We start from the raw sequence: 25,796 nt of genomic DNA on the forward strand, positions 1-25,796 counted from the left end.
CATTTTCCAAGTGCACTCCTACTCTGCATTTACAATGTCTGTGCCACGAATCCTGCGTATATGAAATGCGGTCACGCTGACTGCAATCCATGTAATCGCAAGCACGATACCCGGATAGATCAGAATGATTCTTACCGGACTGAAATAATAATCTACGTTTGTCGCTCCCATCATCGCCCAGATCGGATCACACCACAGTTTCGTAATTGGTCTGGTCAGTACAACTGCAAGGATTTCTGCAAACCCGGCAACCAGCATGAACCGTATTACATGCCACCAGAAGATGCTTCGATTAGAAAATCCAATCGCTTTCAAAAGAGCAATCTGACCATGTTCCGTAGATATAAACGACCGTTCCATCAAAACCGTCACGAGCACAACGACGATTCCTGTTATCGCCAAAAGCAGCAGACAGACCGTATCCATCGTATCCCCAACGCCCATGCAATCTACGCAATATCCTGCAGCATCAAACACTCCGGTAATTCCATATAATTCCTTGATTTTCTTTACACGCGTCCGAATCTCCTTCTCATCTGGATGATCCAAAAAATCAACCTGAAAGCCCGTTATAGTCGTCGAATACTTCATTGAAGTCGGTGCCTCTTCATGGAACCGTCCGACCTTCCCCAACTGATTCATCGTCTGAAATAACGCTGTCACAACACAGTCCCGTTTCTCCGTTCCAAAATCAATCGTCACGGTATCTCCGATTTCCACGCCAAGCTGGTCGGCAATCATTGGCGTAATGGCTATCTCATACGCATTTTGTGGTGGAGTTCCCTTCTCATATGTATAATCCGTCGTATGCGTCTCTGTATTCTGCTGGAATAACACAGAATATAACTTTCCATTTGCCTCACAGGCATACTTGTACCAGACTTCCATGCTTACCTTATCCACCGGCATACCTGCAGCTTCCAACTCATCCTCAATCACATGATAGTTCTCCTGCAGGACGGGCTCTTGATCCTTATCCACAAGAACCGGTTTCATCATTTTAGGATCTGTGATATAGATATCCGACTCCTTTCCAAAACAGGTGATCATACTCTTACTCTGCATCGTCGATGTCACCATCACAACGCCAAGCATAAATACCGAGCAGATAAAAAATGGCAGCACGATTGTAATAAACCGGCGTGGTGCACTCAATATATCATTCAGTGCCATATAAAATGGTGTACGCGCGCGACTTTTACTTAACCGATAGATTGATTTTTTGTGATATCGTTCTCCCGTCTGTCCGTTTCGTATCGCGTCAACCGGCGTCAGCTTTCTGACCTTTCCTGTGCAAAGATATGCAAATCCAACCATCAGACCAATCACAGTCAACACGCCGATTGCATTAAAGAGATACCCACCCTCATTGCCAAGCACCATCTTTTTCGAGACAGACGCGATCAGCAGATTGCCAAATGGAATGCTCACGAAAAATCCGACTGTTCCACCTACGATTGCCATTGCCAGATATTTCACAATATACAGGCGCCGTATCTTCGCATTTCGGATACCGATCGCCTTCATCACGCCAATCTCACGAAATTCCTCCCGGATGGAAAATGTAATCACAAATTTCAAAATCACGAAAGATACAATGATCAGGCAGATACTCAGCACAAGCACAAGCATCGCCAGAATCATATCCATAACATACGACAGGCGGATTGTAGATCTCTCTGAAGAAAACAATATATTCGTTGCACTTGCCAATTCCGCCGAAAGTGTCCCTGTATCATCCGTCTCCACCCGAAAGATTCTCCCAAGATAAGGTTCCAACGATTTGTCTGCTTCATACGCTTTGAAATCATTTTCGCTGAGCAGCAGTCTTGTATTTCCCATAAGGTCAGAACCAAGCAGTGCATCTTTGATTTCGCCCGCTACGCGAAATGTCTTGTCTGTGTTTTTCATCTGAATCCGGATCGTATCTCCGACATGCATATCATTTCTTGCAAAACTTCCGGCAGTAATATAGATTTCTCCGTCCGCAATCTCCGTCAGCTCCTGGTTATCTTCGAGAAAATAATGAAACTGCGTCGTGTCCAGTGATTGTATCAACAAAGTATTGTTCTTTACCTTCAGTTTCTCGCCCTGATATGTGACATCTCCATTCGTTCCCCAGATACATTTTTCCATGCTGTAATCCTTTACACATCCCGATGTTTTCAGGATCTGCTCTACGCCGCCATCCCCATTCTGCGTGAACAACACATAATCTTTGATCCCGGCTTTTTCAAAAAAATAATCAGTCCCATTCATAACAGTGACCACATTGTTCAGACCACTCGCAACAAAAACCGCTGCCAAAATCGTAAACAATAACAGGATCACATTCATCGTCTTTTTCCGTTTGATATCCCGCTTTAAGATATTCCAGTACATAAATCTGCCCCTTTCCTTGTTTATGGCTCAATCATAACAGGGAAATTATTAAATAATCCTTAAAAAAGAAAAATGCAGGAATCTCCTACATTTTTCTAAGTACAATCGTGACTGCAAAGCCTGTTTCCGGTGTCTTTGCATAGATATCTCCATCCATCTTGTGAAGCAGTTCCTTACAGATATATAAGCCCAATCCGCTTCCGCGAACACCTGCGTGATTACTTCCACGATAAAACGCATCAAAAATATGTGGCAGTTCCTCTTCTTTGAGACCATCCCCAGAATTTTCAATCGTAATCAGGCTGTGGTCTTCTTCCTCTGAAAAGGAAATATGCACGTATTTCCCATCGCCATATTTGATTGCATTCTCGAGCACATTCTGTCCCACTTCAACTGCCCGGTCCAAATCGCCATATAGCAGATAATCTGCAAAGGACTCCATCTGAAAGTCTGTATGTAAATCCGCGAATTTTTCTTTGTAATAAAGTTTCAACGCCTGCATCATCTGCGACAGATAAAACTCCCCCTGATGCACGTCCAGCTTCAGAAAATCTTCCCGTGCTGCTTCCGAGATCTCGCCTACATATTTCTTAATTGTCTCTGTGTTTTTGCGAATCCCGCCAATCGCCTGCTGCCTTTTTTCTTCATTTTCATACAGATTTTCCCCCAGTGCCTGCGTGTATAATTCAATCGCCGAAAGCGGTGTGCGAATATCATGCGACAACGACAATAAGAGTGTCTTCTTCTCTTTCTCCAACTCCAGTCTTCTTAACTTGTCCGCCTCCAGCTTTTCCCGCAGCATATCCAGACTCCACAGGAATTTTCCGAAGAAACGGCTTTTTTCTGCCTTGATTGGTACAGACAGATTCCCTTTTGCAAGTTCTGTTGTAAGTCCTTCCATCGACGCAAACGGACGAACCAGTTTTCTTCCGAGCAGTATCAGAAATGCCGCTGTACAGATCCACAATGCGCCCAGCACCAGATCCAGTTTCCATATACTTCCGTACTGCACCGTGCGTCTGTAACAAAACCGATACAGCTTGCCCTGCACTTCCTCCACACGGTACTCTTCGTTGCACACTTCCTGCGCATCAAAAATGCTTACCCGTGTAAGTGTCGGATAATCTGACAACTTAATCTGTTCCAAAGGAATTCCTGTTTCCAGTTCCTGTACACATCGTGCCACATCCACCCGGTACGAATATTCATCCTTGGATTTCAGAGCTTGTACCACGAAAAGGTTGCAAATCCCTATCAGACAGATTTCCAACAATAAGAAAATTATTACAAATCTACGATATTTATTCAAACCGATACCCCGTTCCCCATTCCGTGATAATGTGCTCCGGATGTTTTGGATCTTTCTCTATTTTCTGTCTGAGCCACTTAATATGTACTGTCAGTGTCTGCATCTCCGATTCACTGTCGCTGCCCCAGATCGTGCGGAACAAATATTCTTTTTTCAGTGTCACGCCTTTATTTTCCATCAGTAATTTCAATAACTCAAATTCTTTTGCTGTGGAATCAACCTTTTGATCTGCAACATAAATCGTCTGTGTCGCCGTATTCAGCCGGATCGTTCCGGAGATCAATTCCTCCTGTGCGTATTTGCGTTTGAAGATACCATGAATCTTCGCGAGCAGGATATCCATATCGTAAGGCTTTTCAATGTAATCGTCAGCACCCAAATTCAAGCCTTTTAATTTGTCGTTCTTTTCTGTCTTGGCACTCACAATCAGAATATGTGCATTGGATGTCTCACGGATTTTTGAACAGACTGCAAAGCCATCCATCCCCGGCAGCATCAGATCTAAGATTACAAGCTTCGCTCCGTATCGTTCAAAAAGCTCCAATGCAGCCTCACCATCCTTTGCAACGCTCACAATATAATTTTCTTTCCGCAGAAAATCCGAAAGCAGCTCGCCGATTTCATGATTATCCTCTACTATAATGATATCTAACATATATACCTCTACTTCTGCTTCACATCCACATCTCCACTCGATGTTACAATCTTGCACAGATAGTCGGAATCCGCATCTCCATCCGGAACATCCAAAGCTCCGCTATTGGTTTTCGTCTCAAACCGATATGTGCGTCCCGCTGTAATCTCCATATCGACATCACCGCTCGATGTTGTGATATCGAATTTCTCGGCATCACAGCTCTCCAGATCTATGTCTCCGCTGGACGTCGACATACGCAAGCTTTCTGCGGTTATATCCTGCATCTCAATATCTCCACTATTAGCTCCAAGTTCTATCTGCTTTGCTGTTGCATTTTCCAGATCAATATCTCCGGAAGAAGATGTTGCCATAATGGAATCCGGGGCATTTATATTCTTCATATATAGATCTCCACTGGATGCAGATACATTTACAGTTTCTGCATTCACATCCTGAATTGTAACATATCCGCTCAAGGTTGTTACAGAGATTTCTTTGTATTCCGCATCTGCCAGATACAACCGTGCCGCCGTATCTTTTCCAAATCCCAGTGATACAACCGCTTTATGTTTGCCCTTGTCGTCCGTTGTGAATTTCAGCACATGTTCCTTCACATCCACATGACTTGTCCAATCATCCGTATCATAATACTCCACATAATTCTTACCGGTCTTTGATTTGCAGATCTCGATATCCATGCTGCTTGCCCCGGCAATCTCTATTTTATCAAATGCATCCGCAATCTGCACGGTTTTCTTCTCGGCATGAAGTGCTTTCATCGTGGTCAGATCGACCGCTCCATTCGGAAACTTAAATCCACCTATTGCAATTCCGATAAATCCTATAATCACACCGATACCGACTAGCACGGAACCAATGATGACCGCTTTTTTAGTTTTGCTCATATCTTAGCCCTCCTTTACGAACTTTCTTTTGATGCCGCTCACAGCTGCCTTACACAGATTCCAGAATCCAACCGTTACCGGCTTCACTGCGACAAAGAACAGAATCGTAAGTCCGACACCTGCGAATCCGCACCCAAGCATAAATACCGCTGCCGGAACATTGCTGATCATCAGGAATGGAACCACAGCTAAAACTCCCGCAATTCCCGCGACTGCTGCTGATATGACTACTGCATAAAATGTAATCAATAGTGAAAATACAACAACTAACATACTTAATACCAGAATTCCGGCTGTAAGCAGAAGCGGCACCCAGACCGGAGAACCAAGTACAATCAGAACAATCTCCCATGCACGCAGGCGATGCGTCGGTTTGATCTTCTGCTTAACGATTTTGCTAAGTGGCGTATCTTCCAGAATCTGATCCACGGCTTCATCCGGTGTATCCATCGTGGCAACCGCCTCTTCCTCCGTCATGCCATCTTCCATCCGGTCATCGATCATCTCACTGTAATAAGCGATGAACCGCTCCATATCTTCCATCGGCATCTTCGGAATCCGCACCCGGATTGCCGACAAATATTCCTGTTTATTCATGGTCTTGTGCCTCCTTCATAGGTTCTTCCCGAACGATAAACCGATAGATGGATTCCAGTTCCTTCCATTCCTCCTGAAACTCATCGATTCGCGCCCGTCCTGCGTCTGTAATATGATAATATTTCCGAAGTCGTCCGTTATGCTCCACCGATTGTACCGTCAGATACGCATTTGCTTCTAGACGTCGTAAAATCGGATACAGCGTCGACTCCGAAATCGTCACATACGGTTTCATATCTTTGATGATCTGATATCCATAGGAATCTTCATCTTTGATTGCCGCCAGCACGCATACATCCAACATGCCTCGTTTTAATTGAATATCCATATGTATACCTCCTTATGTCACATACTATACGCCGCATAGTATTATATGTCAAGTAGTATTTTAATCTTGAACATAAAAAAGAGAACCTGAAAATTCAGGTTCTCCAAATATATTTATATTATTCAAAATACTTCATCATTTCTGCCAGTTCATCCGACACCTTGCTGACATGTCCGGTTGCCGTGTTCATCTGGTCGATTGCTTCGGCAATACTTGTCACATTCGCAGATACTTCCTCGTTACTTGCCGCATTTTCTTCGGAAATCGCACTGAGATCAGTAATATTGGCTATGATGGACTGCTTGATACCATCAAGCTGCTTTGATTTCTCACTGATACGGGACACCGCCACAATATTGTCACTAATCGTCTTGCTGAGTGTTGCAAAGCTACTGCATGTTGCAGAAATATCATCCTGCTCTTTTCCGAGCAATATCTGTACATCACGTACCATACTCACACACTCATTTGATTTCGCAAAGATATTGTCAGCCACCTGTTTGATCGTATCCACACCCTCGGCACTTTGCTCTGCCAGCTTCTTGATCTCACTTGCCACAACCGCAAATCCGCTTCCCGACTGTCCGGCACGTGCTGCTTCGATTGATGCATTTAACGCAAGCAGACTTGTCTGTCCGGTAATATCCATAATCAGGTTGACTGCCTCATTGATTGACAGAATCGCCTGGTTTGTCTCTTCAATCTGATTCGTAATCCGACCGATAATTTCCGCCGATTGATTGGAGCTGTCCAGTACAGTCTCCATGGACTTGGTTGCTGTGCTGTTCGCCTTGCCCATCTGCTCAGAATTTGCACTTAATACCTGCACATCATTATCGATATCCGTGATTGCATTTCCCATCTCGATGGACTTCGCATTGACATCCTGCACATTATCTGCCAGTGTCACCGCGGTCACAGACAATTCCTCCATCGCCTGACTGATCTGTCCGGCACCCTCATTACTGAAATCGGCACGCTCATTCAGGGAAGATGTATCCTGCTGCAGATTCACAACATGATCATTTACACTTGTTACAATATTATTCAGTTTTTCCTTAAGTATCTTTGAGGAATCAATCAACGTGTCAATCTCCGCAATTGCCGAAGAGCCTTCCACGTCTTCTGAAATACTTCCGTTCGCAATCCGTTCAATATGTGCTGTTGTCTTCGCCAGTGACTTCCGGATCTTCAACGCAAGGAGAATCAGGGCACCCAGGTATAGAATGCCTATCGCCACAGAGATCAGTAACAATGTACGCACAAGTCCCTTCTTTGCTGCGTTGACAGTCGCTGTTTTCTCGCCGGCAAATCCCATACCGATCACATCACCGGCATCGGAATACACCGGTGTGTAGTATACATAGTAATCTGCGCCTGCAATCTGTACACCATCTGCGTGGTAATCCTTACCCGCCTGGACAGTTTTCCAGATTGTGGCATCCGCCTTTGTTCCCTCCGGACGGTTTCCATTCTCGTCAACAACCGAAGTGATGTATCGTTCATCTCCTTCAAAAAATGTAAGCTCGATATTGTCCTTTTTCAATGAATCAATAAACTCGTAGCTGACATCGTCCCTGCATAAGATATCTTCCCGGACGTCCCACTCAAAGTATTTCTCTACCGAAACCGCACATGCCTTTAGTCTTGCATATGTACTGTTTTCAAGTTCCTGCTCCATTTTTCTTGTAGAATAAACTGTCAGAATCAGAATTGCCGTGAGCAGCGGAACGCTGCCAATCAAGATAATCACCCATAAGATATTTAATCGTTTTCCTTTTGATTTTTTAATAGCTGCCATACATTATCAGAAGATGTATAATCTTCCCTCCCCCTTTTCTATGTATTTCTCTCTATTATACTCATTTTTTTCGACGGGTTCTATCAAATATTTGAGGTTTTCATGGCATTTACTTGTGTCTGGCATCATTTGCGAGCTGGATTGACGAGAACCTCCTCTTCACTTCGAGTCGGTCATCTCAAGTCTCAAATAAACGCAACAAAAAAGCTCCAAGAGAATAAATTCTCTGGAGCTTTTTGCATGCGATTGCTCGCAAATTATCTCTTTGAAAACTGTGGTGCACGACGAGCTGCTTTGAGACCGTACTTCTTTCTCTCCTTCATACGAGGATCTCTTGTAAGATATCCTGCCTTCTTAAGAGCTGGTCTGTACTCAGCGTCTGCCTCAAGGAGTGCTCTGGAGATACCATGTCTGATAGCACCAGCCTGACCTGTAAATCCGCCACCCTTAACATTTACAAGTGCATCAAACTTTCCTTCTGTACCTGTTGCTGCAAATGGCTGCTTAACAATGAGCTTCAATGTATCAAGACCGAAATACTCATCCATGTCTTTCTTATTAATAGTTACCTTACCAGTTCCTGGTACAAGGTAAACTCTTGCGATACTGCTTTTTCTTCTACCTGTTCCGTAAAATCTATTACTATTCTTAGCCACGAACGTTTCCTCCCTTATTAATACTTAATCTCTAATACTTCTGGCTTCTGAGCCTGCTGCTTGTGCTCTGGTCCAGCGTAAACATAAAGCTTCTTGATCATCTGTCTTCCGAGAGGTCCCTTTGGAAGCATGCCCTTAACTGCAAGGTAGATAACATCCTCCGGCTTCTTAGCCATCTTCTCTTTGAGAGTCTGCTCTTTCATACCGCCAACGTAATCAGAATGGTGATAGTAAACCTTCTGATCCATCTTCTTACCTGTTACTTTGATCTTATCAGCATTTACAACTACGATATAGTCACCTGTATCGATGTGTGGTGTAAATGTTGGCTTGTTCTTTCCTCTTAAAATGCTTGCGATCTCTGATGATAAACGACCTAATGTATGTCCTGTAGCATCTACTACATACCACTTTCTTTCAATGTTTGATGGGCTTGCCATAAAGCTCTTCATTGTGGTGTTCCTCCTTAAAATTATTCGAATTGTCCTGCATCTTACCCATGCTTTGAAGCCGAAATGTCCGAAACAGCCTGTCCGCACAGTGCCGAATGCGTACTGTACATTGTCCCAAAAGAGTATTCCGCAAGTCCCGGGGCTATTGGGACGCACTTCACCTGTCTTTTGTCACATTTAGATATTATATTATACGTGCCCGCGTGTGTCAACGCCTTTTTACCGGAAATGCAGATTTTTGTACAATATTTTTAATTTTAATATAAAACCATACCAAATTCAGCAATAAATTCTACATATTTCATATGTAGTTATATGCATCATATTTTACAAATACTCAATTCCAACCAGCCGAAGGCCACACGCTTCCGCTTTCGGGCCTGCTGCCGCGCGATCCTTCGCATCAAGAATCTCCTTCACATGCTCCGGCGGATACATATTCATACCGCATTTTAACAAAGTTCCCATTATGATCCGCACCATATTATATAGAAAACCGGTTCCACGGATCGTCATGATAATCATCTTGCCTTCTGTCCGGAAGGAAATCTCTGTGACGGTGCGCACCGTGGATTCCACTTGTGTCCGTGGCGTGCAGAATGATTTGAAATCATGTTCGCCGACCAGATATGCCGCCGCCTGCTCCATCTTCGCTACATCGATATGGAAATAGCAAAACTTCGAGTAAAGTCGTACAAGCGGGTTCGGAAACTTGTCATTCCAGATGCGATACTCATACGTTTTGATCGTATCGCAGAACCGCGGATGAAAATCGTCCGCCACCTGACACGATTCCTGAATCCGGATATCGTCCGGCAACCGCTGGTTTAGCGCGAAGCTGATCTTCTCCGGCGGAATCCGCGTCTCGGTATCAAAGACCGCCACATTTCCAAGTGCATGCACCCCTGAATCTGTCCGACTCGCACCGATGATCTTGATATCCTCCTGTAACAGCTTCGACAGTTCGCGGTTCAGGACTTCCTCGATCGTAATTCCATTATCCTGAATCTGCCAGCCACAGTAATTGGTGCCGTCATAGGCAACGGTTAATTTGATTCGTTTCATGGAGCGAATCTCCTTTCTCTTTCTAATATCTTATTTCAATTCAAAATACAGTCTCATACAATATCTCATTACTTCTATTATAAAATCACTTGACTAATATCATAAAATATCTACGTCACTGTGATTTATTTTTCTATTTATTACACTTACTATCACTATGCGAAGCTAAAATTTTATAATTAGAATTATCGACACAACCGTCATCACCAACATACACACATACGCGACCGCATCCCGTCTCTCATACACGAGTGGATGCAGCTTCGTCCGTCCTTTGCCGCCCATATAACATCGGCTGTCCATCGCATCCCCCAGATGTCCGGCACGCGAAATCGCATTCTGGAAAAGCGGCAATATCACCGTCCGAAGCTTCTTTAAGCGCACGACCGGATTCCCCTTCTTAAAGTCCGTGCCTCTCGCCATCTGCGCTTTCATGATCCGGTCTAACTCTCCAAATAATATCGGCACAAACCGGAGTGCGATGGTGATTCCCATTGCCACACCGCCACTTAGATGCATGCATTTCTCCATGCCATCCGTCAGTCTCGTCGGTGTCGTTGTATACATCAACAGGCTTGACATCAAAATCAAAATCAGCATGCGCCAGAACACGAATCCTGCCTTAATCAGCCCTTCCTTCGTGATTGTAAGCACACCAAGCTTTACCAGCGCCGTTCCATGTACGGTAAATGCATTTAAGGCACTACAGATCAATATAAACAAAAATATCCCGTGTGTTCCGCGCATCATCTTACGCATCGGCACCCGGCTGCACGCCCACACGCCGGCAAATACCACAGTGAGAAACACAAAAAGCGGAAGGTTCCGATCCAGCAAAAGCAGGATAATATATACAATTGTAAATCGAATTTTGACACGGGGATCCAGCCGGTGGACCATCGAATCCACGCTGTGATACTGTCCCCATGTAATATCCTTCATCATGTTCCTACCTCTTTTTAGACATATTTCATGCAAACGTACCCGAGCCGAATATCACTCATATCCCACACGCAACAGGAATAGATATATGCATGTTAGCTCGTCCTATATAATATCTATAATCTATCAACCGCATCCACAATCGCCTGCACAGTCTCCGCAGGCTGTGTATGTCTGCACGACACCGGAAGCCCCATCATACGCAGGCGGATTAATAGCTGCATGCAGACCGGAAGCTCACAGAGTGCTTCGGAGAGTATTTTATTGTCCAATGTCTGTCGGCCGGTCATCCCCTGCGACATATCATCCATCTCTCGCCGCCATAATCGGTAAAAAACATCCGCAGGCGTTCCATACTCCAGAATCTTCCCATCTTGCAGATACAAGACCTGTTCTGCGTCCTCCACGACAGCATCTGCATCGTGACTGACGACAACAACTGTAATCCCTGCATCCCGGTGTAATGCACGCAGGATATCCAGCATTTTTTTCTTTCCAACCGGATCAAGCCCTGCCAACGGCTCATCTAAAATCAGATAATCCGGCTGCATCGCAATCACGCCAGCCAAAGCCACACGCCGTTTCTGTCCGCCCGACAGCTTATCCATCGGCAGATCATAGACATCCTGTGGCAGTCCGACAAACTGAATCGCCTCATACGCCCGCTTCTCCGCTTCCACTTCGCTGATGCCGACATTCCGCGGTCCAAACACCACATCTTCATATACATTTTTTGCAAATAACTGCTGTTCCGGATACTGGAAGATAAACCCGATCTTCTTACGCAACGCTGCTATATCCGCAGAAGCATCCGTTACCTCAAGCCCATCCACATAGATATTTCCGTCTGTCGGAGAAATAAGTGCCGGTATCATCTGCAGAAGCGTTGACTTTCCTGCACCCGAAGGTCCGATGATTGCTGTATAGCTGCCTTTCTCAATCGAACAGCATACATCGGTAAGAATCGGTTTCTCCCCGTAATTCAGATGGACATGTTGTAACACGATTGCCTGTGACAATGCTTTCGCCTTCTTCCCTGTCGGTGCAGGTTCCATCGTCTTTTCTTTCAGAAATGCATACGGATGCTCCTTGTATATACGTTCTGCAATTGCCTTGATTGAGAACAAATCCTTCGTCCTCACGCACCCACACTTGGTCAAAGCATGTGCAAGCTGCACAGTCATCGGCAGTTCCAACCCAAACTCGCGTAATTTCTCCGGCTGCGCAAAAATTGCTTCCCGGCTGCCCTTCATAGCAAGCCTTCCCTGATGCATCACATAGATCCAATCTGCCATCAGAAGCTCCTCCATCAGATGTGTAATCAGAATAATCGTGATTCCCTGCTTCTGTAGCTCTTTCATCAACTGCAGCACATCCCGTCTGGATTTCGGATCAAGCATACTGGTTGCCTCATCAAGCACGATACACCGTGGCTTCATCGCAAGTACGCCTGCAATCGCAACCTTCTGTTTTCCACCTCCAGATAGCTCTTCGATGCGCATGGACGCCGAAAGTCCGACCTGGTCAAGCGCATCCTCCACACGTTTCACCAGTTCTTTGTGTGGCACGCCGATATTCTCCGCGCCAAAGGCAACATCCTCTTCCACAACACTACCAATCAACTGATCATCGGGATTCTGGAACACCATGCCAACCATCTTCCGGATCGGAATGATATTTCCCTCCTGCATCGCATCAAGTCCGCCGATGAGAACCGTACCTTCAATCGGAAGCAACAGGCGGTTTAAGATCTTGGCAAATGTGCTTTTTCCGCTTCCATTCACCCCTGCCACAACGATAAATTCACCTTCTCCTGCATCAAAATTGATTCCACGGATGGCGTTTACCATCTCCGTCAGATTCCCTTCTTCATCCCGGTCAAAATATTCAAATGTGAGATCTCTGATTGTTATCATGATATCCTATATTCCTGATTGTTTTTTATATTCGCAATAACTAACTTATAACATATCCATTACTATACCATTTTTTCTACGTATGTCGCAATTTTTTCTCAAAAGAATAAAGAAATTTTCACATATTAACATGAAAACATCCATACAATATTTTTTCGTTAAATAAAAATGTTTTTTCAGCTTTTCTATGTTATAATTTGTATGGATTTGCTATTATTGTACGAAATGTATGGAATATAGCATTTTCAGACCATTTGTCAGTTTTATCTGACATTTATTTTACACATATTGGGAGGGTACATATGGAATTTTCTAATTTTCCAAACATTAATGCACGAATTACTGCCTGGGGCGGCATCAAGCAGACTGCATTTAACAAAAAAAAATACGCAGCCGCTGAGGCATCATGGAATTTGCTTTCGCCACAGGAGATTGCAATGCTTGATCAGCAGATTCCTTATGGTGTGGAAGCGTTCTCATTCGTGGCAACACCAACAGCAATTCTCGTCTATGATGCGAAGACGGTGCGCGTGATTCCGATTCGCGATATCATGTGGATCTATGGAAATGTGGTTAAACAGACAATGAATTTTATTCCGACAAGCAAATTCCACACCTTATATCTGCTTGCACGAGATGGCGGAACTTATTCACTCGGACAGATCACAACCGGTGGTTTCTCCAAGAAAGCACCACTGGACGAAGCGGTCGCCAAACTGCAGAACCTGTTATTTCCTTACAGAAAAGGAATTGTATATGGATATTCCGATGAAATCGCGAACTATTTCCAGGGGAACTTCGCCGGAGCTGTCCAGATGGTTGACGCGAAATCTATGGAACCGTAATTTTTCTACCATACCCATATATGGCTTCTCGCAGGAGACACAGAGTAACAAAGAGGGATTGACATACGTCAATCCCTCTTTGTTTCTATTCAAGTTACCACGAATTTCGCATTTTAGCGGCCTACTGAATCTTAGGTGCATCAACGAAAGCTGTCTCATCCTCCAGATGTACATATCCGTCGCCAGCAACATATTGAATCAGACAGCCGGAATTATAATACTGCGCAAATAAAACCTTTCCTTCTCCACCATATACAACAATCACACCCGGACATCCAAACTGATTATAAAAACCGTTACAATTCATGCCCAATGGTTCATCCTCATCTCCTGTAAAGTTAAAGAAATGATACTCACTGCCATCCTTTGCATTCAGCTCCTCCAACACGCGCTGTGCAAAATAATACTCCAATGCATTCGCATCTGTAATGCCATTCACACTGTTATTCTGCGCCCGGCTGAGCATGTAATTCGTCAACACACCACATGGTGTAGCTTTTCCCTCATCATCCGTATATGTCTTATTAAGATTCATCGGGTGATCTTCTGCATATGTCGAAATCATGCCTGTCTCTACCGCCGAGACAATCGTTCGAAGCTCCTCTGTCGCTGTTGACGCCCTTGCTCTGCGCACATACCTGATTACCGCCAGTCCGATTGCACCTGCCAAGACAGCCATAATCGCAATCACGATAATAAGTTCTACCAATGTAAAACCTTCATTTGTTGAAATTCTTCTCCGTTTTCTCATACCCCTACCCCGTAAATACCGAACTTTTCAAACTTAAAGTCATCATATCATCTTATGCATCGCAAAGCAAATATAATTCTATAAAATGCATGACAAAAAATTACAATTCTGCACCAATCACAATTCCCTTAGAATCTGTTCCATGTCCAATCTGTCCTGTGACCGCGATTGGTACCGTGCTACATGTATATTTCTTCACAAGCTGTACTATATCCGGAGTACACTTTCTCTCATCCATCTCTGTAAATGTTCCAAGTAAAATCCCCGCAACCTGTTCAAATGCACCAAGTTGCTGCAACTGACTCAGATACGTCTCCATCCGTGCAACTGTGCCGGAACGACTCTCTAGAAGCAGGATTTTTCCTTTCAGGTCTGGCATATAACCGGTTCCTGCCAGTTTCAGAAAGCACCGGATATTCCCTCCAACAACAATACCGTGCATCTGTGTACCCTGGACATAATGATAATCAACCCGATATAACGCATCTCCGCCATCTTGCATGACATTCCGCACATCCGCGATCTGTTGCTTCCGGTTCGCATAAAGCACATTTCGAATCTGATATAATACGCCTGTCCGTCCGGTTTTTGCATAGATTGCATTTAATACCGTCGTCAGGTCGCTATATCCCCAGAACTGCTTATTCGCCTCCGCAATCACGCTATAGTCCAAATACGGCAAAATACCATTTGCGATATCCCCTCCGGATATATCACAGATCGCATCAATCGAATCATCCTTATAAAAATCATTTACTATATTCGCACGCTCCTCTTCCGTTCCACCCGCCACGCCGTCACATGCAAATATATACGGACTAAGCACACTCTCAATACCCATATCAGCTAACGTCTGCTGCAATTCTTTGATCTCTCTCTCATATGTATACTTTAATCCATTTGAACAGCACACAATTCCGGTTTTTTTAAATCCCATATTTGAAAATCAACTTCCCTTCTGCCTTCGATCATCTTTATCAAATAATCCCTGCCAAATACAAATTTTTCGATACAAAAAACATAACACACCCGCGGAAGACTTGTAAAGCCCACCTGTATTCCTTACCCGACCAAGAATCGTATCCCGGATCCCCATATACATCATCCGTAACTACTTCACCTGTTTCGTTACTAAAGTCATAACTCTTGAAGTTGTATGAAATGCTACCATCTGCATTTGTAACCTTGCAAGCAGAAACATCGCCCTTAAGACTACTGATTAAGTAAACACTAAACTCTGCACCATTCAATGGCTCAATCTTAGTCGTGTTACCATCCTTTACAGGTACGTACTTTTTAACATGAATTGGCTGCATGATCGGCTGGTCTGTGACATCCAAATGCTTTGAAAGAGCAGTGTAATTTACATTACTCTTCTCTGCATCTGTTCGGTTATCACGTAAATCTACCGAATGCTCTGCTTTATCTCTGTAGAAATCCTTTGGTGCACACAGCTCAACTACATAATAATCATCAGCATTCTTTGCTGCAAAGATATCTTTGAAAGTAATCTTTCCATCCACACCAGTTGTTTCACTGATCTGTAAAGGCTTCGAATCACCTGCCTTAGCAATTACCTGTTTGCCAGTTGTTGGATCAATAACAGGTGTTCCGTCCTTATGTGTGAGCGGTGTATCTACAGTGTACTTCTCGTCACGCGCTTTAATCTCTCCGGTTGCTGTATCTACTACATCACGTTGTGCGTATAAAGCAAATACTGCACCTTCTAAGGTGACATCCCCTGTACTGCCCTGCTGTGGTGTAGGATTTCCATTCTTTTTCTGTACAGTAAGATTGACAGGAATTGGTGTATCGGAGAACTTTGGTGCATTTGTGTCGGATACATTTACACCATCATAACACTTCTCTACACCATTATCCATTCCGTACATATAGGCTAAATCATCTGAAGCCTGCCTTACCTGAAATACCCAGTGCTTATCGCTCTTTGTGTAGTTATCCGGTGCTTTCTCTTCATACATTATCACCGTACCTAAAGGGATTGTTCTTCCGCCCAAAGCACCTATAAAGAAAGGGCTTGAGCTGTAACCAGCAGCAGTTGGTGATGTCAAAAAGACTACTTCACCATTAGCATCAGTCTCAAAATACCACTTACTTACAGAACCTGTGTGCTTTGTTTGAGCTTCCGATTCACCGTAAGTTTGAATTCCCGGATAGTATTCAATGCAGTAAACTGCTCCCTTAATAGGGACTTTGTTGTTATTCTCTTTCGTCAACGCAACAGAAATAGGATCGTCTACTGGCTTATCAGTTGTGTTGATTATGTACGGATTATCTACCGTATTAGACGCTGTTAGTTCTATTGCTATTGTAGATTTGTTTAGCTGATAACCCTTACCAGCTTTCGTTTCCTTTACAACATATTTACCGATCGGCATCTCCAATGTGTTTGTATTACCTGCACTATTACATGTAAGTACAGCATTGCTTCCACTTACGGTCTTAGCCACTGTTACTCCATCTTCATTGTAGACGGTATACTGAGTTCCTGCTAAATCGTATAATGGATTGTTATTTGTACACGTTGGATTTGATGATGTTTTCTTTAATGCCACATGGGAAGTTCCCTCCCATTTAACTTGAAAACTAAACGGACTAAAGCTCAGATCACCTGTTACAACATTCTGAAGTCCACCTGGGGAGATCCAACATGTAAGGTACATAATATATTTTGTATTATTACCAAAATCAAATGTTACAGTTTTATTACCAACTATTGGATTTGCATAAACTCTAAACTGATTGCCACCACGCAAACTAACTGTAGAGCCAGCATTATAATCTGTGTACTGTGTTAAATCTGCATTTATATAAATACGGAACTTATAATTTGCCGGAATTGTATAATTCCAAACCAAATCAGATGAAGCATCTACTGTCAATACATCGGACATGAGTAACCCATCTTCTGATTTGTCAGCTTTTGTACTACCTGTTACCCCGCATCGTTTCCCTTTACTAACGCTATTCACACCGTCTACCAAAAACGGTAAATCATTATAGGAAATTGCATTCAAAGCATTGATATAAGCTTTCGGACTATTACCATAAGAACCAGTCCCATACCCATAAATAGTTGATGCTTTACTAATATTATCGTTAGCTCCAGAAAAATAACTACATGTCAGTGCTACAACAGCATCATCATTTTTTGTATGATCGTTATCACCACCATTAGATGTAAAACCACTCCATACAACGCCAGGCATTGGTGACCAATGTTTTGCGTAAGCCAAAGCTTTTGCTATGTTTGTATAACTGTCTTGAGAAAACTCAGTATGTCCATCTACAGCAGATAGCACTGTGCCATAAGTATCTGTACTAACACCATGCTGATAACAATAACCATGTGTGGCATATTCAGAATCATTAGCATTTACTGCAATACAGTATAAAGTTGCCTTAACGCCACTAAAGTAACCCCAGTACATATCATGAATATGTGGGAATCGCGATTCCTGATGTGCTGGTGGAGCATATAACATCTGTACCTCTTCCCAAGTGAGAATTGGGTCACTAATATCAACCCAAACATCGTCTTTGCTAGCATCCGTCACAGTGGCATCACCCGGCGGTGCTACACCAGCCTCCGTTGTGACCTCTCCTAATTCCGCAGCCCAAGGCACTAATACTTTTGATAGAAATGAGATTGGTAAAAGACAAACCATCAGAATACCAATCAAGATCAGTAAGCGTTTTTTCTTTTTTGATTTCAAAGTTTTTTCCTCCCTTTCATCATTGTTTTTCCTTTACTGAACCTTATTCACTTAAATAGAAAAAGGGATGGCAAAAAGCCACCCCGAATTACTTAAGTGAATGAAAGAGCCTAAAAGATTTTACTCTCTTAGATTCTAGTCATTTATTAAATTCTTGACCCATACTTCTCTCTCATGATAAAATATTATCAAATTAAGGGGGATTTTGTGGGGGATTATCTACATTACACTATTTTCTCCCTAGAAAGGAGAGAAAAGTATGATTTATGGTGTAAGCGATGGCGTTAATATCTGCAAATCTTGTAATCGTGAATATCTTGCTCATTACGAAAAATATCCAGAAAATGATATTAAACATTCTATTGGCTGTCCATATTGTAATGCAACTGTTGGATATGCAGAAGGCACGGACGATGTATCAACTTTTGAGTATACTGAAGAACAAACTTATACGCCCACATGCCCTGATTGCGGATCAATAATGAACATTCAAGTAAATAGTAACACACACGAATTTTTCTGGTCTTGTTCTCGTTCCCCGCGTCAACATAGAACAAGAAACTATTATGGTAAACGCAAATTAAATGAAATTGACTAACTGCTGTCAACTCAAAAGAACTCAGAAGCTTTTACACTTCTGAGTTCTACTTTTATCTGCTCTACTATTTTTTAAACCTGTTACTTTCTAGCACCACATTCACACTTCCAATAACCTTCTTCATCATGGTGTACCACATGAGACTTCTCATCGTGATGCTTAGTCTCTGTCCAAGCGTCCTTGGTTTTAACCCAAACATCGTCGGCAGTTCCATAATTTCTTCCACCGCATGGATGAGCTGCTAATGCATCTATGCTGGTAAATACTTGACCACACATACGACATTTTACAGCATCTGCCCAGTATCCCTCTTCCGGGTGCTCGATTGTCTCATCATAAGCAGCCTGATCAATGATCTTCTCATCATAAGCATCTTTGGTTTTTACCCAAACATTGTAATTGTGCTGATGTTGCGGCGTGTTATTTCCAGCATTGTTATTGTTAGCAGAATTATTATTTCCGGAATTATTTGATCCAGAATTAGCAGAATTGTTGCTTCCAGAATTGCCGGAGTTGCTACTTCCAGAGTTTCCAGAATTACTATTAACACTATTATTGGAATTGTTGTTTTCGGAACTGTTTGAGTTACCATTAGAGCCGTTGCTGCTAGCACTTCCACTATTGTTGCTTGTGCTACTATGACCTGAACCACCATTGCTACTTGTACTTTGCTTCTTCTCTTCAGTAGTTTCCTCAGCTTTCTTCTTTCCACCACCGATTTCTGTTGTGGCTGGTACTTCAGTTGTCACTTCTACTTCTAAAGTTTCCTTTTCAGGTGCAGGCTCTTCTACTACTTCCGCAGTTGTAGTATCTGCACTAGCCTCGCCTATAGTAGCAACTGTGTCCGTCGCTACATCCTCAACAGCAGTTGTCTTTCCTTCCTTCTGACTGCATCCTGTCAACATCAATGCTACAAGCGCAATTGAAATCATAATCTTTTTCATAATGAATTCCTCCTCTTCAGATTGTATCAGATTTTCCTCTGATTGCAACCTTCATTTCTTTTTTGTTAATTTATAAATAAGGAATCCAATTTTCTTTCAAGGTTTTCAATCTGCCCCTGTTGTTGTAACTTCTCCTAGCTCCTCCGCCCAAGGAACTAATACTTTTGACAAAAATGAGATTGGTAACAGACAAACCATCAGAATACCAATCAAGATCAGTAAGCTTTTTTCCTTTTTTGATTTCAAAGTTTTTTCCTCCCTTTCATCATTGTTTTTTCCTTTACTGAACCTTATTCACTTAACTAGAAAAAGGGATGGCAAAAACCATCCCAATTATTAAGTGAACGAAAAAACCTAGGAGATTTTACCCTCCTAGGTTCTGGTTGGTTATTTAATTATTGTCAGTTTTCTCAAAAAGGTTCATATCATCCGTAAGATATCCATCTTGCGAAACATCAGATAAACCCAGCAAGGACATTAAAGCAACATCAGACCAATATTTATTACTGAAAATCTGTAAGTCGTCTTTATGTTTTCGTATAACTCTTTCATAGCCAGCAGAATTATCATATACATGCAAAATATCACAAAGAGTAAAAAGTTTTTTTAGATTATCTAAAGATTTATAATATCTTGAAATTATTTTCTCCTCTGGTACACTGTGTCCTCCATTCCCTACACGCATAGACACTCGCATAACATTAATCATAGGATCAGAGGTCAAAACAAAAATACATTTAACAAAATAACCAGACTTTTTCGCTTCTTTTATTATTTTGATTTTTCTCTCAGAAGACAGAACAGTTTCAAAAGTAAAATCTTGCTTTAATTCAATCATTTCATAACGGAGTTTATCAACGTATTCAGCAGCTGTTAAATTATCCATCTGTGTAGATGCAACAACATCATCAGCATTTGAGTACTTCCCAATAATAGGTATATATTTTGTTATTGTACTTTTACCAGAACCATTAGGTCCAGCAAATACTAGCACCATTGGTTTCTTATTGAGCATATTTTCTCTCTCCATTGGCATACTCTAAGTATGCTTTCTTTTTCTCGTCATCATAATAAGCGACAGGGTTTCCTAAAAATTTTGCTTTTTCAATAGCTGCCCTAGCAGCTTCTTTGGCACGTCGATCCATTTCTTTATCGCCATCTGTTAGATAAACTGATGGATCTTCGTCTTGAACGATAGTGATTTTAATTCCATTTTTATATAAAACGCGCTTAGCCATTTTATCACCCCACATAATTTTATTTATAACTATTATAGCAATTTCCATACAAAAAATCCACTTATTATCCCATTTTTATTATCACACTTAAATTGAAAAAGGGATGGCAAAAGCCACCCCGAATTACTTAAGTGAATGAAAGAACTGAAAGGCATTTCTACATTTCAATCCTGATTGATTATTATTAATTTGCTTTATTTATTAAATTCTTGACCATACTTTTCTCCCATGATAAAATATTGCCAAATTAAGGGGGATTTTGTAGGGGATTATCTACATTACACTACTTTCTCCCTGGAAAGGAGAGAAAGTATGGATCAAGCATTTAGTCGCTATGACAATCACATTATTAAAACCATATCCAAATCAGAATCATCTTGCTGCTCGTTTCGCGCATAGGAACCATATAAAATAACAAAAGCCAAAGCACTACCATAAACTTTACGATACTATTCGACGACTTTTTTACACACTGAAGATACTTTTGTTGCGTTCATAAATATACCTCCCTACATAATTTTATTTACATTTGTTATAACAATTCTGCTAGAGAAAATCCATCTATTTATATGAAAATCAGTAATCTTTATCATATTCCCCTTCTGTTGACTCACACCAAATACAATACTTCATCTCATAATCTTCAACAGTAACCATGGATCCATTCTGGCTTGTTATTTGACGGAAGATTAATCTCTCACGAATTGCTAATTTCCCAGAATGACACCCGTGTTTTTCTATTTATTTCTATAAATATTAGTCTAATATTGAAAAACAGGTTTTTAAATGTAAGCTAAAACTATTAAAAACACATTCATTTTTATACATAAAATGAAAAAATTACTGATATAAAACCAGACGGGTTGTCTTCCGACAACCCGTCTGGTTTTATATAGATTAAACTAACTCAAGAATAACCTTCATAGCACCGTCACCACGACGCTCGCCAATCTTAACGATACGTGTGTAACCACCCTTGCGGCTAGCATACTTTGCTGCATACTCGTCGAAGAGCTTTGCTGTAAGATCTACCTTCTTTGTAGTTGCTTTCTTTCCTGCAGCATCTGTAGGAACTTCAACTACCGGGTAGAGAACCTTAAGCATCTGACGTCTAGCGTGCAGTCTGGAAGGCTGATCCTTCTTAACCGTCTTCTCAACTTCGTCGTACTGTGTAACCTTCTTGCCATCTACAACTTCCTTGATACGCTTGCCATCTTTATCCTTCTTAGCAACCTTAGCTGTTACCTTGATCTCGTCGAAGTTATCCTTCTCCTTAACAGCAAGTGTGATAAGGTGCTCAGCGATCTTACGAACTTCCTTCGCTCTAGCCTCTGTTGTCTCAATCTTTCCATGATAGAGAAGCTGTGTTACCTGATTACGAAGTAATGCAATTCTCTGATCAGACTTTTTACCAAGTTTTCTATACATTGCCATTTTAATTTTCCTCCTTACCCTTTCGGGTCTTCACTTTGCTTACTAATCCTTCAGCTTAAGTGGATATGTAATAGGGGCCTCCCTATTACGGTCTCTGTGTAATTTACTCATCACCAGTACGAAGTGACAAACCAAGTTCTTTTAATTTAGCATAAACTTCATCGAGAGACTTACGACCAAGGTTACGAACCTTCATCATATCGTCCGGAGTCTTATTTGTCAATTCTTCAACTGTATTAATACCTGCTCTCTTCAAGCAGTTATAAGAACGAACGGAAAGCTCCAATTCGTCGATACTCATCTCAAGTACCTTTTCCTTCTGATCATCTTCCTTCTCTACCATAACGTCTACAGACTTGGCATTCTCAGAAAGATCAATGAACAGATTCAAATGCTCACTAAGCACCTTTGCGGCAAGGCTAACAGCCTCATCCGGTGCCAATGTACCATTTGTAAACACATCAAGTGTAAGCTTGTCATAATCTGTAACCTGTCCAACACGTGTATTCTGAACTGTCAGATTTACACGCTCAACAGGTGTATAGATGGAATCAACAGCGATTGCATCAATAGAGGAATCAAGACCTTTATTCTTATCAGAACCTACATAACCTCTACCGTTTGTAATCAGAAGCTCCATCTCAAGCTTTGCTTCTGGACCACTCAGATTAGCGATTACAAGATCCTTGTTCAAGATCTCAAGATCTCCATCTACCTGAATATCACCAGCTGTCACAACCTTATCACCTGAAGCATCAATGTATGCAACCTTAGGCTCATTTGTAGTAGAGTTATTCTTGATGCAGAGATCCTTGATGTTCATCACAATTTCTGTTACATCTTCCTTTACTCCCGGAAGAGATGAGAACTCATGCAGAACGCCCTTGATCTTGATCTGGCTGACTGCAGTTCCCGGAAGAGATGACAACATAATTCTGCGAAGAGAATTACCAAGTGTGATGCCATAGCCTCTTTCCAACGGTTCTACTACGAACTTACCATATTTGTTATCGTCTGAAATCTCTGCGATTTCAATTCTAGGTTTCTCAAATTCAAACACTACTGACCCTCCTTCTGGATAACTGGTGTTACTTAGCTACAAACCCTTTACTTACGCGAATTACTTAGAGTACAACTCGACGATAAGTGTATCGTTTACAGGTACGTCAATCTGCTCTCTGAGTGGAAGTTCCTTAACAGTTCCTGTCAATGTCTCAACATCAGACTCCATCCATGCCGGAGCAACTACACCTGCGTTCGCTTCTACGATATTCTTAAATCCCTGAAGAGACTTGCTCTTCTCCTTGATTTCGATCTTATCACCAGCACTGATCTTGTATGAAGGAATATTTACGCACTTGCCATTAACTAATACATGCTTGTGATCAACAATCTGTCTTGCCTCACGTCTTGTTCTTGCAAATCCCATACGGAAAACAACGTTATCCAATCTGGACTCAAGAAGGATCATAAGGTTTGGTCCTGTAAGACCCGGCATACGCTCTGCCTTTGCATATAAGTTACGGAAAGGCTTCTCAAGCATACCATAAATAAACTTAGCCTTCTGCTTCTCACGAAGCTGTAAACCGTACTCACTTACTTTTCTATTTGCTCTGGTCAATTTTCTTCTTGACTTCTTATTTACACCGAGAACGACTGGATCCATATCTAAGGATCTACATCTCTTGAGAATAGGTGTTCTATCTACTGCCATTATCATGTACCTCCTTATTATTAGACTCTTCTTCTCTTTGGTGGACGACATCCGTTATGTGGAACCGGAGTTACGTCTCTGATACTTAATACTTCCAAACCGCAAGCTGCGAGAGCACGGATAGCTGCCTCTCTGCCTGAACCAGGTCCCTTAACCATAACATCTACAGACTTCAATCCGTAAGGAAGAGCTGCCTTTGTAGCTGTCTCTGCTGCCATCTGTGCAGCATATGGTGTAGACTTTCTGGAACCTCTGAATCCAAGTCCACCTGCACTTGCCCAAGATAAAGCATTACCTTCGGCATCTGTCAATGTAACGATTGTATTGTTAAAAGATGACTGAATATGAGCCTGTCCACGATCAACATTCTTTCTAACACGCTTCTTAGCCACTTTCTTAGTAGTAACTTTCTTAGCCATTAACCTGAACCTCCATTACTTCTTCTTATTTGCTACTGTTTTCTTAGGACCCTTACGAGTTCTTGCATTTGTCTTTGTCTTCTGTCCACGAACAGGTAATCCTCTTCTGTGACGGATACCACGGTAGCAACCGATTTCCTGTAAACGCTTAATGTTAAGAGCTACTTCTCTACGCAGATCACCTTCTACGACCTGAGTTTCGTTGATAACTTCGCTGAGTCTCTTAACCTCATCGTCAGTCAGATCACGAACTCTTGTGTCCGGATTTACGTTTGCTTCTTTCAGAATTCTTGTAGCTGATGTTCTTCCTATACCATAAATATAGGTAAGTCCGATTTCGATTCGCTTTTCTCTTGGTAAATCAACACCTGAAATACGAGCCATTCTTGTTATACCTCCGTAAAATAACTTAATGAAACAATTTTTGACACATGCTATGTGTCCAGCCGCTTTTATCAACTCCAGCCAAGAGTTGATGTCCGTTGTCGTCCACCCGAATACCGGCGTGGCGTCAATCGTAGTTGGTATGTAATGTGGAATACCATTACACGCACAAATACAAGGCATAGTTATAGATGGGCTATCATCCTACATACCTTGTTCCAACTGTCCTGTCAGATTGTAAGACCTAATGTCTAACAATGACCCATGTTCTGCCTGCTGTTAATGACGAAACAGCAAAATACGACATGAATTAACCCTGACGCTGTTTGTGCTTTGGATTTTCGCAGATTATACGAATACTGCCTTTTCTTTTAATGACTTTGCACTTATCGCAAATTGGTTTAACTGATGCTCTAACCTTCATTAAAATACTCTCCTTTCCAAAAAGTCCGCTACGAAAACCTATGATACCATTTTCCATAGCGAAATGCAAGTGAAAATGTAAATTTATTTTGCTCTCCAAGTGATTCTTCCTTTTGTAAGGTCATATGGAGATAAAACCACTGTTACTTTGTCGCCCGGAAGGATCTTAATATAATTCATTCTGAGCTTTCCGCTGATATGGGCAAGTACTTTCAACCCATTCTCTAATTCTACCTGAAACATTGCATTTGGAAGCTTCTCCAATACGGTTCCTTCCATTTCGATTTCGTCTGCCTTTGGCATATCATATCCTCCTTTA

The 25,796-nt window shown here is 42.1% G+C and carries 29 protein-coding genes; 2 read left to right on the forward strand and 27 right to left on the reverse strand.

What is annotated here, in order from left to right; translation table 11 throughout:
- Positions 1-18 precede the first annotated feature (18 nt).
- From KP625_RS07240 to KP625_RS07295, 12 genes are all read right to left on the reverse strand, one after another.
- Positions 19-2,382, reverse strand: a complete 2,364-nt coding sequence (locus KP625_RS07240) for an ABC transporter permease (protein WP_238296977.1) — start codon at positions 2,380-2,382, stop codon at positions 19-21.
- Between the two features lie 85 nt (positions 2,383-2,467).
- Positions 2,468-3,691 (reverse strand): sensor histidine kinase, encoded by a 1,224-nt coding sequence (locus KP625_RS07245; protein WP_238296979.1) that lies wholly within the window; start codon positions 3,689-3,691, stop codon positions 2,468-2,470.
- Positions 3,684-4,346, reverse strand: a complete 663-nt coding sequence (locus KP625_RS07250) for a response regulator transcription factor (protein WP_118374750.1) — start codon at positions 4,344-4,346, stop codon at positions 3,684-3,686. The genes KP625_RS07245 and KP625_RS07250 overlap by 8 nt, the downstream gene beginning before the upstream one ends.
- Before the next feature lie 8 nt (positions 4,347-4,354).
- Positions 4,355-5,233 carry a DUF4097 family beta strand repeat-containing protein gene (locus KP625_RS07255; protein WP_238296981.1) on the reverse strand — a complete coding sequence of 293 codons (879 nt, stop codon included), beginning with the start codon at positions 5,231-5,233 and terminating at the stop codon, positions 4,355-4,357.
- Between the two features lie 3 nt (positions 5,234-5,236).
- On the reverse strand, positions 5,237-5,830 hold the full coding sequence (locus KP625_RS07260) for a DUF1700 domain-containing protein (protein ID WP_177970950.1): 594 nt from the start codon (positions 5,828-5,830) through the stop codon (positions 5,237-5,239).
- Positions 5,823-6,158, reverse strand: a complete 336-nt coding sequence (locus KP625_RS07265) for a PadR family transcriptional regulator (protein WP_021984661.1) — start codon at positions 6,156-6,158, stop codon at positions 5,823-5,825. The genes KP625_RS07260 and KP625_RS07265 overlap by 8 nt, the downstream gene beginning before the upstream one ends.
- Positions 6,159-6,276: 118 nt before the next feature.
- A complete protein-coding gene (locus tag KP625_RS07270) occupies positions 6,277-7,959 on the reverse strand; it encodes a methyl-accepting chemotaxis protein (protein WP_238296983.1) in 1,683 nt (560 codons plus the stop codon).
- Between the two features lie 257 nt (positions 7,960-8,216).
- Positions 8,217-8,615 carry a 30S ribosomal protein S9 gene (gene rpsI, locus KP625_RS07275; RefSeq protein ID WP_177970946.1) on the reverse strand — a complete coding sequence of 133 codons (399 nt, stop codon included), beginning with the start codon at positions 8,613-8,615 and terminating at the stop codon, positions 8,217-8,219.
- Between the two features lie 17 nt (positions 8,616-8,632).
- Complete coding sequence (gene rplM, locus KP625_RS07280) at positions 8,633-9,067, reverse strand: 50S ribosomal protein L13 (RefSeq protein ID WP_021984665.1); 435 nt, start codon at positions 9,065-9,067, stop codon at positions 8,633-8,635.
- A 327-nt stretch (positions 9,068-9,394) separates the two neighbouring features.
- Positions 9,395-10,132 (reverse strand): tRNA pseudouridine(38-40) synthase TruA, encoded by a 738-nt coding sequence (gene truA, locus KP625_RS07285; protein ID WP_238296984.1) that lies wholly within the window; start codon positions 10,130-10,132, stop codon positions 9,395-9,397.
- A 165-nt stretch (positions 10,133-10,297) separates the two neighbouring features.
- Entirely contained in the window at positions 10,298-11,077 is a 780-nt protein-coding gene (locus KP625_RS07290; protein WP_238296985.1) for an energy-coupling factor transporter transmembrane component T family protein, read from the reverse strand.
- A gap of 113 nt (positions 11,078-11,190) precedes the next feature.
- A complete protein-coding gene (locus tag KP625_RS07295) occupies positions 11,191-12,990 on the reverse strand; it encodes an ABC transporter ATP-binding protein (protein WP_238296986.1) in 1,800 nt (599 codons plus the stop codon).
- A gap of 302 nt (positions 12,991-13,292) precedes the next feature.
- Here KP625_RS07295 and KP625_RS07300 point away from each other — a divergent pair, with 302 nt between their 5' ends.
- Positions 13,293-13,835, forward strand: coding sequence for a hypothetical protein (locus tag KP625_RS07300; protein WP_238296987.1), 543 nt, complete (start codon positions 13,293-13,295; stop codon positions 13,833-13,835).
- A gap of 121 nt (positions 13,836-13,956) precedes the next feature.
- On the opposite strand, the gene KP625_RS07305 is transcribed toward KP625_RS07300, so the two are convergent.
- The 3 genes from KP625_RS07305 to KP625_RS07315 form a co-directional block, all read right to left on the reverse strand.
- Complete coding sequence (locus KP625_RS07305) at positions 13,957-14,586, reverse strand: type II secretion system protein (protein ID WP_238296988.1); 630 nt, start codon at positions 14,584-14,586, stop codon at positions 13,957-13,959.
- A 100-nt stretch (positions 14,587-14,686) separates the two neighbouring features.
- Positions 14,687-15,523, reverse strand: a complete 837-nt coding sequence (locus KP625_RS07310) for an LD-carboxypeptidase (RefSeq protein WP_238296989.1) — start codon at positions 15,521-15,523, stop codon at positions 14,687-14,689.
- A gap of 40 nt (positions 15,524-15,563) precedes the next feature.
- Entirely contained in the window at positions 15,564-18,323 is a 2,760-nt protein-coding gene (locus KP625_RS07315; RefSeq protein WP_238296990.1) for an MSCRAMM family protein, read from the reverse strand.
- A 259-nt stretch (positions 18,324-18,582) separates the two neighbouring features.
- On the opposite strand from KP625_RS07315, the gene KP625_RS07320 reads away from it, so the two are divergent.
- Positions 18,583-18,921: a hypothetical protein gene (locus tag KP625_RS07320; RefSeq protein ID WP_238296991.1), complete on the forward strand. Its 339-nt coding sequence runs from the start codon at positions 18,583-18,585 to the stop codon at positions 18,919-18,921.
- An 80-nt stretch (positions 18,922-19,001) separates the two neighbouring features.
- On the opposite strand, the gene KP625_RS07325 is transcribed toward KP625_RS07320, so the two are convergent.
- From KP625_RS07325 to infA, 12 genes are all read right to left on the reverse strand, one after another.
- Entirely contained in the window at positions 19,002-19,865 is an 864-nt protein-coding gene (locus tag KP625_RS07325; RefSeq protein WP_238296992.1) for a hypothetical protein, read from the reverse strand.
- A 105-nt stretch (positions 19,866-19,970) separates the two neighbouring features.
- Positions 19,971-20,111: a hypothetical protein gene (locus KP625_RS07330; RefSeq protein WP_238296994.1), complete on the reverse strand. Its 141-nt coding sequence runs from the start codon at positions 20,109-20,111 to the stop codon at positions 19,971-19,973.
- Between the two features lie 145 nt (positions 20,112-20,256).
- Positions 20,257-20,895 (reverse strand): zeta toxin family protein, encoded by a 639-nt coding sequence (locus tag KP625_RS07335; protein ID WP_238296996.1) that lies wholly within the window; start codon positions 20,893-20,895, stop codon positions 20,257-20,259.
- A complete protein-coding gene (locus tag KP625_RS07340; RefSeq protein ID WP_238296997.1) occupies positions 20,870-21,151 on the reverse strand; it encodes a hypothetical protein in 282 nt (93 codons plus the stop codon). Before KP625_RS07340 ends, KP625_RS07335 begins: the two co-directional genes overlap by 26 nt.
- 293 nt (positions 21,152-21,444) lie before the next feature.
- Positions 21,445-21,528 (reverse strand): nucleotidyltransferase domain-containing protein, encoded by an 84-nt coding sequence (locus KP625_RS13670; RefSeq protein WP_370641439.1) that lies wholly within the window; start codon positions 21,526-21,528, stop codon positions 21,445-21,447.
- Positions 21,529-22,000: 472 nt separating this feature from the next.
- Positions 22,001-22,537, reverse strand: a complete 537-nt coding sequence (locus KP625_RS07345; protein WP_305000005.1) for a bL17 family ribosomal protein — start codon at positions 22,535-22,537, stop codon at positions 22,001-22,003.
- Positions 22,538-22,640: 103 nt separating this feature from the next.
- Positions 22,641-23,597, reverse strand: coding sequence for a DNA-directed RNA polymerase subunit alpha (locus tag KP625_RS07350; RefSeq protein ID WP_238296999.1), 957 nt, complete (start codon positions 23,595-23,597; stop codon positions 22,641-22,643).
- 60 nt (positions 23,598-23,657) lie between these two features.
- Positions 23,658-24,251, reverse strand: coding sequence for a 30S ribosomal protein S4 (gene rpsD / locus KP625_RS07355; protein WP_238297001.1), 594 nt, complete (start codon positions 24,249-24,251; stop codon positions 23,658-23,660).
- Between the two features lie 20 nt (positions 24,252-24,271).
- Positions 24,272-24,670, reverse strand: coding sequence for a 30S ribosomal protein S11 (rpsK, locus tag KP625_RS07360; RefSeq protein ID WP_021984675.1), 399 nt, complete (start codon positions 24,668-24,670; stop codon positions 24,272-24,274).
- Positions 24,671-24,685: 15 nt separating this feature from the next.
- A complete protein-coding gene (gene rpsM / locus KP625_RS07365) occupies positions 24,686-25,054 on the reverse strand; it encodes a 30S ribosomal protein S13 (RefSeq protein WP_021984676.1) in 369 nt (122 codons plus the stop codon).
- 310 nt (positions 25,055-25,364) lie between these two features.
- The gene (gene rpmJ, locus KP625_RS07370) at positions 25,365-25,478 is read right to left on the reverse strand and encodes a 50S ribosomal protein L36 (RefSeq protein WP_117781418.1); all 114 of its coding nucleotides are present in this window, start codon (positions 25,476-25,478) and stop codon (positions 25,365-25,367) included.
- Between the two features lie 83 nt (positions 25,479-25,561).
- Complete coding sequence (infA, locus tag KP625_RS07375; RefSeq protein ID WP_021984677.1) at positions 25,562-25,780, reverse strand: translation initiation factor IF-1; 219 nt, start codon at positions 25,778-25,780, stop codon at positions 25,562-25,564.
- Positions 25,781-25,796: the final 16 nt, after the last annotated feature.

Source organism: Eubacterium sp. MSJ-33 (assembly GCF_022174665.1).
In the GTDB taxonomy this organism is placed as follows: Bacteria; Bacillota; Clostridia; order Lachnospirales; family Lachnospiraceae; genus Coprococcus_C.